This is a genomic window from Pengzhenrongella sicca, from assembly GCF_017569225.1.
Classification (GTDB): domain Bacteria; phylum Actinomycetota; class Actinomycetes; order Actinomycetales; family Cellulomonadaceae; genus Pengzhenrongella; species Pengzhenrongella sicca.
Map to the genome: position 1 here is coordinate 2551464 of NZ_CP071868.1, position 15202 is coordinate 2566665.

At 71.6% G+C, this 15202-nt stretch carries 16 protein-coding genes and 4 tRNA genes; 4 read left to right on the plus strand and 16 right to left on the minus strand.

Annotated features, from left to right (window positions below):
• Positions 1 to 64: 64 nt before the first annotated feature.
• The 11 genes from J4E96_RS11635 to J4E96_RS11685 all read right to left on the minus strand — a co-directional run bounded on the left by J4E96_RS11635 (position 65) and on the right by J4E96_RS11685 (position 9533).
• A complete protein-coding gene (locus J4E96_RS11635) occupies positions 65 to 826 on the minus strand; it encodes a YebC/PmpR family DNA-binding transcriptional regulator (RefSeq protein ID WP_227422273.1) in 762 nt (253 codons plus the stop codon).
• Positions 827 to 877: 51 nt separating this feature from the next.
• On the minus strand, positions 878 to 1501 hold the full coding sequence (gene pdxT / locus J4E96_RS11640) for a pyridoxal 5'-phosphate synthase glutaminase subunit PdxT (protein WP_227422274.1): 624 nt from the start codon (positions 1499 to 1501) through the stop codon (positions 878 to 880).
• Positions 1502 to 1540: 39 nt separating this feature from the next.
• Complete coding sequence (locus tag J4E96_RS11645) at positions 1541 to 2107, minus strand: NUDIX hydrolase (RefSeq protein ID WP_227422275.1); 567 nt, start codon at positions 2105 to 2107, stop codon at positions 1541 to 1543.
• A complete protein-coding gene (pdxS, locus tag J4E96_RS11650; protein ID WP_227422276.1) occupies positions 2104 to 3048 on the minus strand; it encodes a pyridoxal 5'-phosphate synthase lyase subunit PdxS in 945 nt (314 codons plus the stop codon). The genes J4E96_RS11645 and pdxS overlap by 4 nt, the downstream gene beginning before the upstream one ends.
• A gap of 84 nt (positions 3049 to 3132) precedes the next feature.
• On the minus strand, positions 3133 to 3813 hold the full coding sequence (locus tag J4E96_RS11655) for a hypothetical protein (RefSeq protein WP_227422277.1): 681 nt from the start codon (positions 3811 to 3813) through the stop codon (positions 3133 to 3135).
• Positions 3810 to 5051, minus strand: a complete 1242-nt coding sequence (locus J4E96_RS11660; RefSeq protein ID WP_406619790.1) for a glycosyltransferase family 4 protein — start codon at positions 5049 to 5051, stop codon at positions 3810 to 3812. Before J4E96_RS11660 ends, J4E96_RS11655 begins: the two co-directional genes overlap by 4 nt.
• On the minus strand, positions 5048 to 6010 hold the full coding sequence (locus J4E96_RS11665) for a phosphatidylinositol mannoside acyltransferase (RefSeq protein ID WP_227422278.1): 963 nt from the start codon (positions 6008 to 6010) through the stop codon (positions 5048 to 5050). Before J4E96_RS11665 ends, J4E96_RS11660 begins: the two co-directional genes overlap by 4 nt.
• Complete coding sequence (pgsA, locus tag J4E96_RS11670) at positions 6007 to 6615, minus strand: phosphatidylinositol phosphate synthase (RefSeq protein WP_227422279.1); 609 nt, start codon at positions 6613 to 6615, stop codon at positions 6007 to 6009. Before pgsA ends, J4E96_RS11665 begins: the two co-directional genes overlap by 4 nt.
• A gap of 7 nt (positions 6616 to 6622) precedes the next feature.
• On the minus strand, positions 6623 to 7210 hold the full coding sequence (locus tag J4E96_RS11675; RefSeq protein WP_227422280.1) for an HIT family protein: 588 nt from the start codon (positions 7208 to 7210) through the stop codon (positions 6623 to 6625).
• Positions 7211 to 7224: 14 nt separating this feature from the next.
• Complete coding sequence (thrS, locus tag J4E96_RS11680) at positions 7225 to 9249, minus strand: threonine--tRNA ligase (RefSeq protein ID WP_227422281.1); 2025 nt, start codon at positions 9247 to 9249, stop codon at positions 7225 to 7227.
• Between the two features lie 209 nt (positions 9250 to 9458).
• A tRNA-Val gene (locus J4E96_RS11685) sits at positions 9459 to 9533 on the minus strand.
• Positions 9534 to 9708: 175 nt separating this feature from the next.
• On the opposite strand from J4E96_RS11685, the gene J4E96_RS11690 reads away from it, so the two are divergent.
• Positions 9709 to 10137: an SsgA family sporulation/cell division regulator gene (locus J4E96_RS11690; protein WP_227422282.1), complete on the plus strand. Its 429-nt coding sequence runs from the start codon at positions 9709 to 9711 to the stop codon at positions 10135 to 10137.
• Between the two features lie 30 nt (positions 10138 to 10167).
• Here the strand turns inward: J4E96_RS11690 and J4E96_RS11695 are convergent, their stop codons facing one another.
• Entirely contained in the window at positions 10168 to 11031 is an 864-nt protein-coding gene (locus tag J4E96_RS11695; RefSeq protein ID WP_227422283.1) for an aminotransferase class IV, read from the minus strand.
• Positions 11032 to 11057: 26 nt separating this feature from the next.
• Positions 11058 to 12224, minus strand: coding sequence for a chorismate-binding protein (locus J4E96_RS11700; protein WP_406619794.1), 1167 nt, complete (start codon positions 12222 to 12224; stop codon positions 11058 to 11060).
• 159 nt (positions 12225 to 12383) lie between these two features.
• Here J4E96_RS11700 and J4E96_RS11705 point away from each other — a divergent pair.
• From J4E96_RS11705 to J4E96_RS11715, 3 genes are all read left to right on the plus strand, one after another.
• A tRNA-Gly gene (locus J4E96_RS11705) sits at positions 12384 to 12455 on the plus strand.
• Between the two features lie 55 nt (positions 12456 to 12510).
• A tRNA-Cys gene (locus J4E96_RS11710) sits at positions 12511 to 12581 on the plus strand.
• Between the two features lie 52 nt (positions 12582 to 12633).
• Positions 12634 to 12708 (plus strand) — tRNA-Val (locus tag J4E96_RS11715).
• A 315-nt stretch (positions 12709 to 13023) separates the two neighbouring features.
• Here J4E96_RS11715 and J4E96_RS11720 read toward each other — a convergent pair.
• The 3 genes from J4E96_RS11720 to J4E96_RS20430 form a co-directional block, all read right to left on the minus strand.
• Positions 13024 to 13383 carry a tyrosine-type recombinase/integrase gene (locus J4E96_RS11720; protein WP_264466149.1) on the minus strand — a complete coding sequence of 120 codons (360 nt, stop codon included), beginning with the start codon at positions 13381 to 13383 and terminating at the stop codon, positions 13024 to 13026.
• Positions 13384 to 13391: 8 nt separating this feature from the next.
• Positions 13392 to 13958, minus strand: a complete 567-nt coding sequence (locus tag J4E96_RS11725) for a uracil-DNA glycosylase family protein (protein WP_227422285.1) — start codon at positions 13956 to 13958, stop codon at positions 13392 to 13394.
• A 240-nt stretch (positions 13959 to 14198) separates the two neighbouring features.
• Positions 14199 to 14744, minus strand: coding sequence for an HNH endonuclease (locus J4E96_RS20430; protein ID WP_406619797.1), 546 nt, complete (start codon positions 14742 to 14744; stop codon positions 14199 to 14201).
• Positions 14745 to 15202: the final 458 nt, after the last annotated feature.

Below are 15202 nucleotides of genomic sequence, written 5' to 3' on the forward strand. Positions count from 1 at the left end.
CGCCCCGCAGCGCGCGCCGGACCAGGTCCGGCAACCCGGCGCCCGACCGGGCGCCGGGGTGCGGCTACTCGTCCTCGGCCTCGAGCTCCGCCATGACCTCGTCGGACGCGTGGAAGTTCGCGTAGACGTTCTGCACGTCGTCGCTGTCCTCGAGCATGTCCATGAGCCGCAGGATGCGCCGCGCGCCGAACGCGTCGACCTCGACCTCCATCGCGGGCACGAACTGGCTGTCGGCCGAGTCGTAGTCGATGTGCGCGGCCTGGAGCGCGGTGCGCACGGGCACGAGGTCGGTCGGCGCCGACACGACCTCGAACTGGTCACCGAGGTCGTTGACCTCCTCGGCGCCCGCGTCGAGCACGGCGTCGAGCACCGAGTCCTCGGTGACGTTCGCCTCCTTCGGCACCAGGACGATGCCCTTGCGGGCGAACAGGTACGCGACCGAGCCCGGGTCGGCAAGCGAGCCGCCGTTGCGGGAGAACGCGACCCGAACGTCCGACGCCGCCCGGTTGCGGTTGTCCGTCAGGCACTCGACCAGCACCGCGATCCCGCCGGGGCCGTAGCCCTCGTACAGGATCGGCTGGTAGTCCGCGCCGGTCTCGGCGCCCGAGCCGCGCTTGAGGGCGCGGTCGATGTTCTCGTTCGGGACCGACTGCTTCTTGGCCTTCTGCACCGCGTCGACCAGGGTCGGATTGCCGGCCAGATCGGGGCCGCCCGAACGCACGGCGACCTCGATGTTCTTGACCAGCTTCGCAAAGAGCTTGCTCCGCTTGCCGTCGACGACGGCCTTCTGGTGCTTGGTGGTGGCCCACTTGGAGTGACCCGACATCGCTTCGCTACCCTTCGTCGCCGCCCGGACCCGCTCTGGTCCGCCCGACCCTCACAGGCTGGGCGCGTGCTCCGAGAGCGCGTCGCGGACGATGTCTACAAACAATCGGTGCACGCGGGTGTCGCCGGTGACCTCCGGGTGGAAGGAGGTCGCGAGCAGACTGCCTTGCCGCACCGCGACGATCCTACCGGCGGCGGGACCGCCCGAGACCGCGGAGAGCACCTCGGCGCGCGGGCCGACCTCCTCGACCCACGGCGCGCGGATGAACACGGCGTGCACGGGCGCGCCCAGCACGCCCTCGATCGTGAGGTCGGTCTCGAACGAGTCCACCTGCCGGCCGAACGCGTTGCGCCGCACGGTGATGTCCATGCCGCCGAGGGTCCGCTGCCCGTCGATGCCGCCCAGCACGCGGTCGGCGAGCAGGATCATCCCGGCGCACGAGCCGTACACCGGCAGCCCCGCGCGGATCTTCGCCCGCAGCGGCTCGAACAGGTCGAAGGCCCGCAGCAGCTTGTCGATCGTGGTGGACTCCCCGCCGGGGATCACCAGGCCGTCGATCGAGTCGAGCTCGCGCTCGCGCCGGACCGGGACGGCGAACGCGCCGGACGCCTCGAGCGCGAGCGCGTGCTCACGCACGTCGCCCTGCAGGGCGAGGATGCCGATCGTGGGGTTCACGAGCCTGGATCCTACGGCGCCGGGCCCCGAAGCGACGGTTCAGCCCTCCAGGCGGCGAGTCACGCCGTCCCAGCCGGCGAGCAGCCCGTGCACCAGCTCGGCGAGGCGATCGGGAAAGACCTCCTCCTGCGCCGCGGCGAGGTCGTCCAGGTCCCACCACCGCAGCTCGTCGATCGTGTCGACCTCGATCTGCGTCCAGCCGGCCCGGCTGAACGCGTCGGCGCCGGCGCTCCCCTGGTACCGGCCGAGGAAGAACACCTCCTCCTGGCGGCAGGTCTCCCGGAAGAAGTCGAACAGCGCGCTGCGCGCGAAGACGGGCCCGACGAGGTCCGCCGAATCGATCGAGACGCCGGTCTCCTCGAACAGCTCGCGCACGGCGGCCGCGCGCGGGGACTCCCCCGGCTCGATGCCGCCGCCCACGGTGAACCACCAGGACCGCTCGCGCTGGTCGACGTCGCAGCCGTGCAGCAGCAGGACCCGGTCGTTGGCGTCGAGCAGGATGACGCGCGCGGCGTGCCGGAAGCGCACGCCGTCGGCGCCCGCGACCCATTCGGGCCCGAGCTGGTGGATCGGCCCGTGCACCGCCGGCCGCGGAGCGGTCGTCACCAACCGCGCTCGGCGAGCCGGTGCGGCTCGGGGATGTCGTCGACGTTGATGCCGACCATCGCCTCGCCCAGGCCCCGCGAGACCTTCGCGAGCACGCTCGGGTCGTCGTAGAAGGTCGTCGCCTTGACGATGGCGGCCGCGCGCTGCTCGGGGTTGCCCGACTTGAAGATGCCCGAGCCTACGAACACGCCCTCGGCGCCGAGCTGCATCATCATGGCGGCGTCCGACGGCGTCGCGATCCCGCCGGCGGTGAACAGCACGACCGGCAGCTTGCCGGCGACGGCGACCTCCTTGACGAGCTCGTACGGCGCGCCGAGCTCCTTGGCCGCGAGGTAGAGCTCGTCCTCGGGCAGGGACTGCAGGCGGCGGATCTGGTCGCGGAGCGTGCGCATGTGGGTCGTGGCGTTGGAGACGTCGCCCGTGCCGGCCTCGCCCTTGGAGCGGATCATCGCCGCGCCCTCGGTGATGCGGCGCAGCGCCTCGCCGAGGTTGGTCGCACCGCACACGAACGGGACGGTGAACTTCCACTTGTCGATGTGGTGCGCGTAGTCGGCCGGGGTCAGCACCTCGGACTCGTCGATGTAGTCGACGCCGAGCTCCTGCAGCACCTGCGCCTCGACGAAGTGCCCGATCCGCGCCTTCGCCATGACGGGGATGGACACCATCGCGATGATGCCGTCGATGAGGTCGGGGTCGCTCATGCGCGCCACGCCGCCCTGCGCGCGGATGTCGGCGGGCACGCGCTCGAGCGCCATGACGGCGACCGCGCCGGCGTCCTCGGCGATGCGGGCCTGCGCCGGCGTGACGACGTCCATGATCACGCCGCCCTTGAGCATCTCGGCCATGCCGCGCTTGACCTGCGCCGTTCCGACGGCGCCCGAGCGCTGCGCGCCGGCTCCCGCGGCTACGGTCGGGTGGTTCTGGCTGTTCTCGCTGGTCACTGCAAGCCTCACAGAAGGGATCGGCAGAAGGGATCGGAAGGCAACGCGGACGTCTCGCTCGCGATGACGCGCCGCCCACCCATCTTAGACCGCAGGTGCCTGGCCGCTGGCTCCGGGACGCCCGAGCGCCTCCGGCCACGCGTCGTCGAACTCGACGGTCTGCGGCACGGGCGCGCGGCCCGCCAGCCGCAGGGTCCGGATCACGAGCTTGCGCCGAACCCGCTGGGTCTGGGCGACGCCCTCGTTGTGGAACCGCCGGGCCAGCTGGACGCGGTACCAGGCCGCGGCGAGCGCGTCGACCAGCTCGGCGCCGCCGGGCTCCTCGCGCAAGACAGCGACCTCGTCGGCATCCTCCAGCGCGGCGCGCACGGTGTTGCTGAGCTCGCTCTCGAGCCGCTCGCGATCGATCGTTGCGGTGGGCGCGGAGGTCAGGCCGGAGTCCGCCATCGCGGCGCCCGCCGCGCGCAGCAGCGTGTCCAGGTCGCCGTCCGCACGCTCGGATCCGGCGCTCGCGCCGCGGCTGCTCACCTCGAGCGCCGCGAACGCCGCCTCGCCGACCAGCACCGAGCTCACGGGGTCCATCACGCCGGCCGAGGCCAGCTCGACCGCGATCGTGGCCCGCCGCAAGAGCTGGCGATCGAGCACGGCCGCCGACGCCGCGACCTTGCGGTGCAGCCGATCGAGCCGAGAAGCCTCGACCCACACGGCCCAGGTCAGCACGAGCAGCGCCGCCGCCAGGGCGAGGATCCAGATCTCGATCCTCACGAGTCGCCGCCCCGGTCGCCGCGGACGAGCCGGCCGAGCGCGCCGCGGCGCGACGACGGGTCCTCGCCGACGCGCCGGCGTTCGCCGACCTCGCCGGTGTCGGCCCCAGCGACCATCTCGTACACGGCGAGGATCTCGCTGGTCACGGCCGACCAGTCGTACTGGCGCACCGTCTCGCGTCCCCGCTTGACGGTCACCGCGCGCAGCTCGGGGTCCGAGAGCACGCGGGTCAGGGTCGCGGCCAGGTCGGCCGAGTCGCCGAGGCGGAACAGCGTGCCAGCCGCGCCGTCGTCGAGCACCCGGCGGAAGGCGCCCAGGTCGCTCGCGACGACCGCCGCGCCCGCGCTCATCGCCTCGACGAGCACAATGCCGAAGCTCTCCCCGCCGATCTGCGGAGCGCAGTAGACGTCGACGGACCGCAGCAGGCTCGCCTTCTCGGCGTCGGTGATGGAGCCGAGGAACTCGACCGCGCTCGCGGCGTCGCCGATGAGCTCGCGGACCTCGTCCGGGCCGGTCTCGCCCTGCCCCGCGACGAGGAACCGCGCGCCCGGGCGAGCCTTGAGCACGTCGGGCACCGCCGCCAGGAGCACATGGAGGCCCTTGCGCGGCTCGTCGAGCCGGCCGAGGAACGCGACGGTGGGGGCCGCGGGGGTGCCCGTCCAGCGCGGGTCGGTCGGCGCGTCCGCGAACTGGTCGACGTACACCCCGTTGGGAATGACGACGGCGTCGCCCCCCATGTGCTCGACGAGCGTGCGCCGCGCGTCCTCGGACACCGCGATGCGCGCCGAGATCTTGTCCATGCTCTGGCGCACGAGCGGGTAGGTCATCTGCAGCGGGCGTGACCTGATGAGCGCGGTGTGGAAGGTCGCGACGATCGGCCCGTCGGCGATCCACAGCGCGAGCATCCCGAGGCTCGGCGTGATCGGCTCGTGCAGGTGCAGCACGTCGAAGTCGCCCGCGATGAGCCAGCGCCGCACGCGCGCGGCGGTGAGCGGTCCGAAGGTCATCCGCGCGACCGCGCCGTTGTACCGCACCGCGATCGAGCGGCCGGCCGGGGTGAGGTACTCCGGGACCGGCGTGTCGTCCTCGGCCGGAGCGAGCACCGAGACGGTGTGCCCGCGCGCGATGAGCGCCTCGGCGAGGTCGCGGACGTGGAACTGAACCCCACCGGGCACGTCGAAGGAGTACGGGCACACGATGCCGACGCGCAGGGGGCGCACGCCGATCGGCGCGGTCATCGCTGCGGGCCCTGCGCGGCCACGGTCGCGGCGTAGCGCTCGGGGTCGAGGTCGGCGATGAAGATCTTCTGCAGCATGTGCCAGTCCTGCGGGTGGGCGTCGATCCCGGCCGCGACGGCGTCGACCCAGGCCTGGGTCACGGCCGTGATCTTCTCGTGCCGAGGCCGGTCGTCGGTCGGCACGGCCAGCGGCGCGCCGAAGTCGAGCACGACGCCCCAGGGTGAGCCGGCCGCGCGGCGCCGGGCCCCGCGCAGGCGTTCGTAGTAGACCATCGTCGGCACGAGCATCGCGCCGGTCGCCACCGCGAGGGCCGCGGGGCCTGCGGCCACGCGGGCGCGCGAGCCGAACAGGTCGACCTCGATGCCGTGGGTCGTCAGGTCCCGGTCGGCGAGCAGGGGCAGCAGGGCGGGGCCGCCGCGGGCGACTGTGAGCAGGGAGCGGAAGACCTGCCCGCCGCCGGCGTCGAGGGCGATGATCGTGATCCCCATGCTCTGCCGGAGCGCGAGGAAGTCCTGGAACACCTCCTCGGGCTCGAGCCGCTCGGCGACGGTCGTGACGGGCCCCAGGTGCACCGTCGCGTAGGCGCCCGCGAGGTCCCAGTTGCCGGTGTGCCCGAGTGCCATGAGCACGGTGCGGCCGGCCGCGATCTCGGCGTGCAGGGGCTCCGCGCCGACCATCCGGGCGCGCGCGGCGATCTGGGCCGGGCTGTACGACCTCAGCGCGAACGTCTCGCGGTAGTAGCGCAGGTAGGACCGCATGCCGGCGCGCGAGAGCCGGCGCAGCTCGCGCGCGCTGGCACCCGGGCGGACACGCGCGAGGTTCCGCTCGAGCTGCCGGACCCCGGCCCCGCGCCGCAACCACGCGACGTCGGCGCCGAGCGCGGCCGCCGCGCGCAGCACCGGCTCGGGCAACCGCCCGCCGACGCGCCACGCGAGCGTGAAGGCGCGGCCCGCGTTCACGCGCGCGTCCCCGCCTGCCGACGGACGGTCGTCATCCGCTGCACGATCGTCACGGCGCTCGCGACCGCGAGCAGCGCGAGGATGACGGTGAGCACCACCGGCGGCAGGCCGGAGCCGACGAGCAGGGTTCCGAGGAGCACGGCGAACAGTCGGTCGGCGCGCTCCGCGATGCCGATCGCGGCGGTCATGCCGAGGCCCTCCGCGCGAGCCCGCGCGTACGGCACGATCGAGCCGAGGACGAGGCAGGCGAGCGCGAGGCCGCCCGCGAGCTCGTCGTCGCCGCGGCCGAAGAAGTACAGGACGAGGCCGGCGAAGATCGCGGCGTCGGCGAACCGGTCGAGGGTCGAGTCGAGGAACGCGCCCCAGCTGCTCGAGCGGCCCGACTGGCGGGCCATGGTGCCGTCGAGGGAGTCGGTGAGCACGAAGACCGCGATCACCAGGGTGCCCGCGAGCAGGTGACCCGTGGGGAAGAGCGTCAGCGCGGCGAGGACGACGGCGGCGGTCCCGGTGATCGTGACCGCGTCGGGGGTCACGCCCGCGCGCAGGAGGCGCGCGGCGATCGGCGACATGACCGTGGTCATGGCGCCGCGAAGGTGGTTCAGCACGGCTTGATCATCCTCTCGAGGGGGCGGAGCCGGCGGCGGGCCACGCCGCGGCGAGCCGCTCACGCGTGTCGCCGAGCAGCTCGGGCAGCGCCTTGGTCCGGCCGACGATCGGCAGGAAGTTGGAGTCGCCGCCCCACCGCGGCACGACGTGCTGGTGCAGGTGCGCGGCGATGCCGGCGCCCGCGGCCGAGCCCTGGTTCATGCCGAGGTTGAACCCCTGCGGGCCCGACACGGCGCGCACGACCCGCATCGCCGTCTGCGTGAGCTCGGCGACGTCGAGCGTCTCCTGCTCCGTCAGGTCGGTGTAGTCGGCGACGTGCCGGTACGGCACGACGAGCAGGTGCCCGGGGTTGTACGGGTACAGGTTGAGCACGACGTAGGCGCTCGGCCCGCGCGCGACGATCAGGGCGCTCGCGTCGTCGAGCGTGGGCGCGCGGCAGAACGGGCACGCGTCGGCGCCGGCCGCCGAGCCGGCCGGTTTGTTCTGGCCGCCGATGTAGACCATCCGGTGCGGCGTCCAGAGCCGCTCGAACCCGTCTGGGACGCCCGGGTGGCCCGCCGCGTCCTCGAGCGGCGAGTCCGGGGCCTCGGCCATGCTCGCCTCGCCGGTCACACCTGCACGCGGTCGCGAACGGCCGCCACGATGCGCTCGATCGCGTCCGCGATCGGCACGCCGTTCTCCTGCCGGCCGTCGCGGTAGCGGAACGACACGGCACCCGCCTCGACGTCCTCGCCGCCCGCGATCAGCACGAACGGCACCTTCTGGGTGCTCGCGGTGCGGATCTTCTTGCCGAAGCGGTCTTCGCTCGCGTCGAGCTCGGCCCGGATCCCCTGAGCCTTGAGCTGCGCGACGACGTCCGCGAGGTAGTCGTTGAACGGCTCGGCGACGGGGACCGCGATGACCTGGACGGGAGCCAGCCAGGCCGGGAACGCCCCGGCGTAGTGCTCGGTGAGGACCGCGAAGAAGCGCTCGACCGAGCCGAACAGGGCCCGGTGGATCATCACGGGGCGCTGGCGCGTCCCGTCGCTCGCGGTGTACTCGAGGTCGAAGCGCTCGGGCAGGTTGAAGTCGAGCTGGATCGTGGACATCTGCCAGGTCCGGCCGATGGCGTCGCGCGCCTGCACGGAGATCTTCGGGCCGTAGAACGCGGCGCCCTCCGGGTCAGGCACGAGGTCGAGGCCCGACGCGATGCCGACCTCCTCGAGCACGCGCGTCGCCTCGTCCCAGATCTCGTCGGTGCCGACGGACTTGGCGGGGTCCCGGGTCGAGAGCTCGAGGTAGAAGTCCTCGAGGCCGTAGTCCTTGAGCAGGTCGAGCACGAACTGCAGCGTCGTGGTGAGCTCGGCCTTCATCTGGTCCCGCGTGCAGTAGATGTGGGCGTCGTCCTGCGTGAGCCCGCGCACGCGGGTCAGGCCGTGGATGACGCCGGACTTCTCGTACCGGTACACGGTGCCGAACTCGAACAGCCGCAGCGGCAGCTCGCGGTAGGACCGCCCGCGCGCCGCGAAGATGAGGTTGTGCATCGGGCAGTTCATCGGCTTGAGGTAGTAGTCCTGCCCGGGCTTGCGCACGGTGCCGTCGTCGTTGAGCTCCTCGTCCACGTGCATGGGCGGGAACATCCCGTCGCGGTACCAGTCGAGGTGCCCGGAGATCTCGTACAGGTTCGCCTTGGTGATGTGGGGGGTGTTGACGAAGGAGTAGCCGGCGTCGATGTGCCGCTGGCGCGAGTAGTCCTCCATCTCCTTGCGGATGATCCCGCCCTTGGGGTGGAAGACGGGCAGGCCCGAGCCGAGCTCTTCGGGGAACGAGAACAGGTCGAGCTCCGCGCCGATCTTGCGGTGGTCGCGGCGTTCCGCCTCGGCGATCCGGTCCAGGTGGGCACGCAGCTCGTCCTTGGTCGGCCACGCCGTCCCGTACACGCGCTGCAGCATCGGGTTCTTCTCCGAGCCGCGCCAGTACGCCGCGGCGCTGCGCGTGAGCTGGAAGCCGTTGGCGATGAGCTTGGTGCTGGGCAGGTGCGGCCCGCGGCACAGGTCCTGCCACACGACCGATCCGTCGCGCTTGAGGTTCTGGTAGATGCTGAGCCCGCCGAGGCCGACCTCGACGCTCGCCGCCTCGGCCTCGGCCTCGGTTCCCGCGCCGGTGCCCTTGAGGCCGATGAGCTCGAGCTTGTACGGCTCGGCCGCGAGCTCGGTGCGCGCCTGCTCCTCGGTGACGTCCCAGCGGCGGAACGCCTGGCCGTCCTTGACGATGCGCTGCATCGCCTTCTCGATCGCCTTGAGGTCCTCGGGGGTGAACGGGGTCTCGACGTCGAAGTCGTAGTAGAAGCCGTCCGTGATCGGCGGCCCGATCCCGAGCTTCGCGGCGGGGTTGATCTGCTGCACCGCCTGCGCGAGCACGTGCGCGGTCGAGTGCCGCAGCACGGCGAGCCCGTCCGGGGAGTCGATCGTGACGGCCTCGACGGTCGCGCCGGCCGGGATCGGCAGGTGCAGATCGGCGAGCTCTCCGTTGACCCGGACGACGACGACCTCGCGCCGCCCGGCGTACAGCTCCGTGCCCGTCGTGCCGGCGGCCAGCGTGACGCCTTCGCCGTCGACGGTCAGGAACAGCTGCTCTGCGGACGGGGCAGACACGGTGGGGCTCTCCTTGCGTTCGTTGCACGCCCGCTCCGGGCGCACGACGATGCTACCGAGCCCGCGAGGAGAGCCGATCGGGTGGCACGATCCGCGCGCCCGGGCGCCCCCAGAACGCGCCAAAAGCACCCTGAACTGGGCAAATACCGCAACGAAATCCGTTGTGACGCAATCAGCCCCCCGATCGGGGGGCTGACCGGGGGTCGAGATGGTGGGCGATACTGGATTCGAACCAGTGACCTCCTCGGTGTGAACGAGGCGCTCTACCGCTGAGCCAATCGCCCGAGGGCATCGATCACGCTTCCCGCGCGACGACTTGAGAATATTAGCGAACGAACTGCGAATAACCGAACCGGTCGCTTGCCGGCTCACGCATGCGGGTGAAATCTCCGCAAGATCCACCCTCCCGGGACCTTGGTCACCTAATCTTTCTGGAAAACTGTAGGAAGCGGGTATGACATGGCACCACGCGCGTTTGACGTCGTCGAAGTCGTGACGATGCAGTTGGTGCTGTCTGACGCGACCGTGCTCGGCGTCACCGCCGAGCTCGGGTTCCGTGCCGCCGATCCCTACACCGTGCGCGCCGTGTTCACCGGCCCGCACTCGATGTCCACCTGGCTCATCGGCCGCGACCTCCTCGCGCAGGGTCTGGCCGCCACCCAGACCACCCCCGCGGGCACCGGCGACGTGCGCGTCTGGCGCGACGACGACCCCGCCTACGTGCTCGTCTCGCTGAGCGGCGTCGAGGGCAACGCCCTGCTGGCCTCCCCCGCCGAGCCCGTCGAGCGCTTCGTCGCCACGACGCGCCAGCTCGTGCCGTTCGGCACCGAGAGCACCCGGATGGACCCCGAGATCAGCCGGCTCATCGCGGCGCTGCTCACCGCCTGAGCCCCTGGCCGGGCTGCTGGTCGCGTCCGGCTACGGATCGATCTGCTCGCCAACCCGCGCGTCAAACAGCCGCTGGGCAGCGACGCAGAGCTCCCCCGGCACGACGGCGACGCCGTCGAGGCTCACCGCGGGCACGACGTTGCGCACGCTCGAGGTGATCGCCACCCGAGCCGTGCCCGCGCTGACCTCGTCGAGCACCCCGTATGGCAGCTCGCCCGGCGTCGCCTCGCGCACCGGGAGGCCCGCCGCCCCCGCCCACTCGAGCAGCAACTCGCGGGTGATCCCGGCGAGGCAACCGGAGCCGAGGGCCGGGGTCACGAGCTCGCCGCCGCGCTCGACGAACACGTTCGAGCCCGTGCCCTCGCACAGCTCGCCGACGGTGTTGGCCAGCAGCGCCTCGTCCGCGCCCTGGGCCACGGCCCGCGCGAGGACGACGACGTTCTCGACGTACGACGTCGTCTTCAGCCCGGCGACGGCGGACCGTTCGTTGCGCACCCAGGGCACCCGCACCAGGCGCACGGTGCTCGCGCGCGCCGCGGGGCCGCCCAGCACGAGGACGGTCTGCGGCACCGAGCCGGCCGCCGCCCGGTTCGACCCGAGCGGGCCCGGCCCGCCGGTGACCGTGATGCGGATCCGGCCGAGGCCGAGGCCCCCCGCCGCGAGCACGGCCGCGACGCCGGCCCGGATCTCGTCCTCGTCGGGCGCCGCGAGGCCGAGGCCCGTCGCGGAGCGGTGGAGCCGGCGCAGGTGGCGGGTGAGCGCGAACGCCTGGCCCTGCGCGATGCCGCAGGTCTCGAACACCCCGTCACCCACGGTCAGCCCGTGATCGACGGCGGTCGCGACCGCCTCGCCCTCGCCCCGGAGCTTGCCTGCCGACCAGATCACGACGCTCATGCCGCCAGTGTGGCCCACGCCCGGAGCTAACCCGAGGCCAACCCCACCAGTCGGCGCGCCTTGAGCTCCGTCTCCGCCCACTCGGCCTCGGGGTCGCTCCCCCAGGTGATCCCCGCGCCGGTGCCGAAGCGCAGGGTGCCGGGTACCGCGCCGTGGGCGCGCCCGGACTCGGCGCCGTCGGCGCGCACGGGAGCCGCGCCGTCGGCGGTCCACCAGAAGGTGCGGATCCCGACCGCGAGCTCGGCGCGACCGGCGTCGGCGTCGATCCACCCCACGACGCCGCAGTACGGGCCGCGGGGCGCCCGCTCGAGCCCGGCGATGACCTCGAGCGCCGAGCTCTTCGGGGCCCCCGACACCGAGCCCGGCGGGTACGTCGCGGCGAGCACCTGCGCCCAGCGGTCGGGCGCCGCGAGGACGGCCGGCTCCAGCCGACCCTGGACGGTCGAGACGAGGTGCACGAGGCCCGGGTGGTGCTCCACGGCGAGCAGCGCGGTGACCTCGACGGTGCCGGGCCGGCAGACGCGCTGCAGGTCGTTGCGGACCAGGTCGGTGATCATCACGTTCTCGGCGCGATCCTTGCCCTGCAGGCCGCCCACGGTCGTCGCGGTGCCCTTGATCGGCGCGGACGTGAGCAGGTCGCCCTCGAGGCGCAGGAACAGCTCCGGGGACGCGGTCACCACCCACACCGGCGGCAGCGGTCCGCCGCCAGGCACGTGCACTCCCCCGGCGAACGGCGCGGGGTTGCCGGCCTCGAGCACCCGCGCGAGCGCGCGGGCGTCCGGCTCGCGGTGACCGGCGCCCGCGAGCGGCGCCGCGAGCACCCGGCAGATGTTCGCCTGGTAGACCCGGCCGGTCCGGATCTGCGCCCGGACCGTCGCCACGGCGCCGACGTAGGCGGCGCGGTCGAGTGACGTCGACCACGCCGACGACGCCGGGCCGCGCCACGGCTCCCGACCCTCGTCGCGCGCGACGGGCACACGTGCGGCGTCGGCGCCCCGGCGGACCTCCGCGAAGCGCCACGCGCGCACGGGGCCGTCGAACTCCCCCACCACGGCCCAAAATCCCCCCGCGGCAACACGCTCCGGCTCCGCCGCGAGGTCCACGCACTGGACCGCGTGCCGCGCCTGCACGCCGTCGAACCACGCCTCGCCCGCGGATTCGCGGTCGTCGAACGGGACAGGGGGGCGCGGCACGCGGCAACGGTACCGAGCGCCGCCGCCTGCCGGTGCGGCTCGCCAGCGCCCCGCCGGAGCCCCGCCGAGGCGCTGGGTTGGAGTCTCGGCAAACGTCGGCTAAAGTCTGGGACGCGCCCTGCGGTGGAGAACGGAAACGAACTTCTCCTGCAGAGTCGTGCGGATGTGGCTCAGTGGTAGAGCATCACCTTGCCAAGGTGAGGGTCGCGGGTTCGAATCCCGTCATCCGCTCGGTGGCCCGACTTTCGGTCGGTTTCCCGCCTCTCGCAAGAGAGGCGGGCCGTACGGTGGAGTGGCCGAGAGGCGAGGCAGCGGCCTGCAAAGCCGTGCACACGGGTTCGAATCCCGTCTCCACCTCGCAAGCGATCGTGCAGCATGTGGGCGCGGTGAACTTTGAGCAGTAGCGCATGGGCGATTGGCGCAGCGGTAGCGCGCTTCCCTGACACGGAAGAGGTCACTGGTTCGATCCCAGTATCGCCCACCAGCATCACAGCAGGTCAGAAGCCATTTCGGAGAGATCCGGGGTGGCTTTTTTGGCAGACATGGGACTTTTTGTAGCCAGTTTTGTAGCCACGGCCTCAAATTACCGCTCGGTAACATGCCGCTTCATCAGGCACGACGCCAAATCTTGGCATACAGGACTCTGCATACTTATGCGTGGATCTGTTGCTGGACGCCCTCGGACGCCGGTGGGGCGAGACGGACGAGCAAGCGCGAGGGGATTCCTGCGATCGCCGAACTGACTGCCTTCTCGGCGATGAGACGTGCGGCACCTTTTCACCGGCCGGCGGCGACGAGGCTATAGCCCGAGGTCTTTCGAGAGGGAGTCCATCGCGGCGCGGGCGATCTCGGGACTCACGTGCCCGTAGACGTCGCCGGTGATCCTGATGTCGGAATGGCCGAGCAGTTCCGAGACGGCCTTGAGGTGGACGCCCGCCTCCAACATTGAGGTCGCGGCGGAGTGGCGCAGCGTGTGCACGCTCACTGCCTCCAGCCCGGCTCCCTTGGCCGCGGTCGACATCGCCCGCAGCACGTTTCTCGGGTCCATCGCCGTGCCCACCTCGGTCGTGAAGACCAAACCCGTCTCAGACCAGAGATTGCCTGCGTGCTCGCGAGCTCGCACTTGAATCTGGCGTTCGGCCACGAGGATCGCGGCCACGCCAGGGGTCAGGGGAAGCACCCGGTTCGACTAGCCTTGGGAATCGCACCCGACCCGCTCGCAGACTCCGGATACGTCGGGTGACGCACCGTCATGTATGCAGCAGTGCTCGAGGCACCGAGCGGTGTGGTCCGCCAGGCCTGGTACGCCTGGTCGGCGAGCTGGCCCAGGCTGATGATCGCCTCGATCTGCTGGCCTTTCACGATCGCGTCGATCCACCGATTCCGGTACCGCGTGATCCCCGGATCCGCGATGTGCCGAGTGCCGCCGCCCTGACCGTAGACGGAGTACAAGAACGCGTTGATGAAGACGTAGCTGCGCGTGATGCCGAGTCGCGCCAGCAATCCCTGCGCTCGCTGGCCGGCCTCCCCGACCAGGATCCGGCGCGCGATCGCCTCGTGGGCGGCAGGATCCTGACCGATTACCAAAATTCGTGCCGCCCCGTCCAAGCGGCCGCGATGGAAGATCGGGCCCCACTCCACCCGGAACGAATCCGCGGGATACACCGACTCGTCCGGATAGCGCCGCACCAACGGCAGGTACCGGCCGCGATACCCAGGGTCAAACTCGCTCACGATCGAGCCTCCTCCCGCTGGACCAATGATGGAGCCCCCAGCCTTCGATACGCCAGTGCGAAAAGCCCATTTAGTCCTGCCCAGAGGCGGTCTTGAGATCTGCCAGGGTGACGGCGTCATGGCGCCCAACTTGTGTGCACCCGCCCGAAGCGCATGCTGGCGCCCGTCGTGCTCCTACTGGTGACAACCCACACCGAGAGGCGTCGGGAAAGTCGAAGCCGCAGGGCTCGAGTGCGTCGATCAGCGCCGGTGCGCTCTGCCCGGCGTCTGCGGCTCACGGCTGCTGCGCCGAACGACGGTCAGGCTGATCCCAGGGGGCGAGTAGCTCGCTCGACGCCGTTCAAGCCGCCGCAACTCCCAGTTGTACGGGATCCTCGCCGCCTTCTGCTTGTTGTGCCGCGAGCAAAGTGCCTGCCCGTTCCCGACGGTCGTGCTGCCACCCTTCGAGTGCGGGTGGATGTGGTCAGCCTGCAGTTTCTCGGTGATGGCACATCGTCCGGACAGCAGGCCGTCGTGCTCGCATCGCGCGCCAGCTCGGTACAGGACTGCCGCGCGGTCTGGACCGGCGTACCGCCGCATCGGATCACGGCCACTAGCCGATAGCCGGATCCACCGAAACGCCCGGTAGACGCGGACCACGACCAGCAAGGCCAGGAAGATCAGAGGCAGCACCGCTAGTGGTGACGACGTGGCGGTTTGCCAGAACCCGTGACCGAGCGCACCTAGGAAGCCGTCGAACGGGTCCGGGGCGGGGACGGGCGCCGTCGCTAACTGCGATCTCAGCATTTCCGCTCCCCGACATGCACGGGTCGCAGCTCTCGCTGAGGGCCGAGATCAGCGGCCGCTGCGTGCTTGAGTCGCTGCGAGGCGTCGCCGAGCACTGCCCCGGCCACCTCGTCCGCGGTGGTTTCGGTGATTCTCACAGTGCTGGCTATCGACAGTTCCGGCCCGCGACTGTAGGCAACTGGAGAGTTGATGTCGGCGGCGACACGTCCGAAACGCTCCTGCACATGTCGACCAGAACTTGTACGGAGACGTCGAGCCGCGAGCAGCCAAGCGCAGGAATTCGACCGCGTCGGACTGCCCTGAAGCTCCCCTGCACCCGCCGGGGTCCGCCGTCCCGACGCGGGCACTACGGCTTGGTCGCGAGTCGGCTTTCCGACCCGACCCGGGCGGAGTACGACTCGGACGCCACCTTCGACAGCTAGACACGTAGTGCAAATGGGTGAAATGGGGGCAAGCAG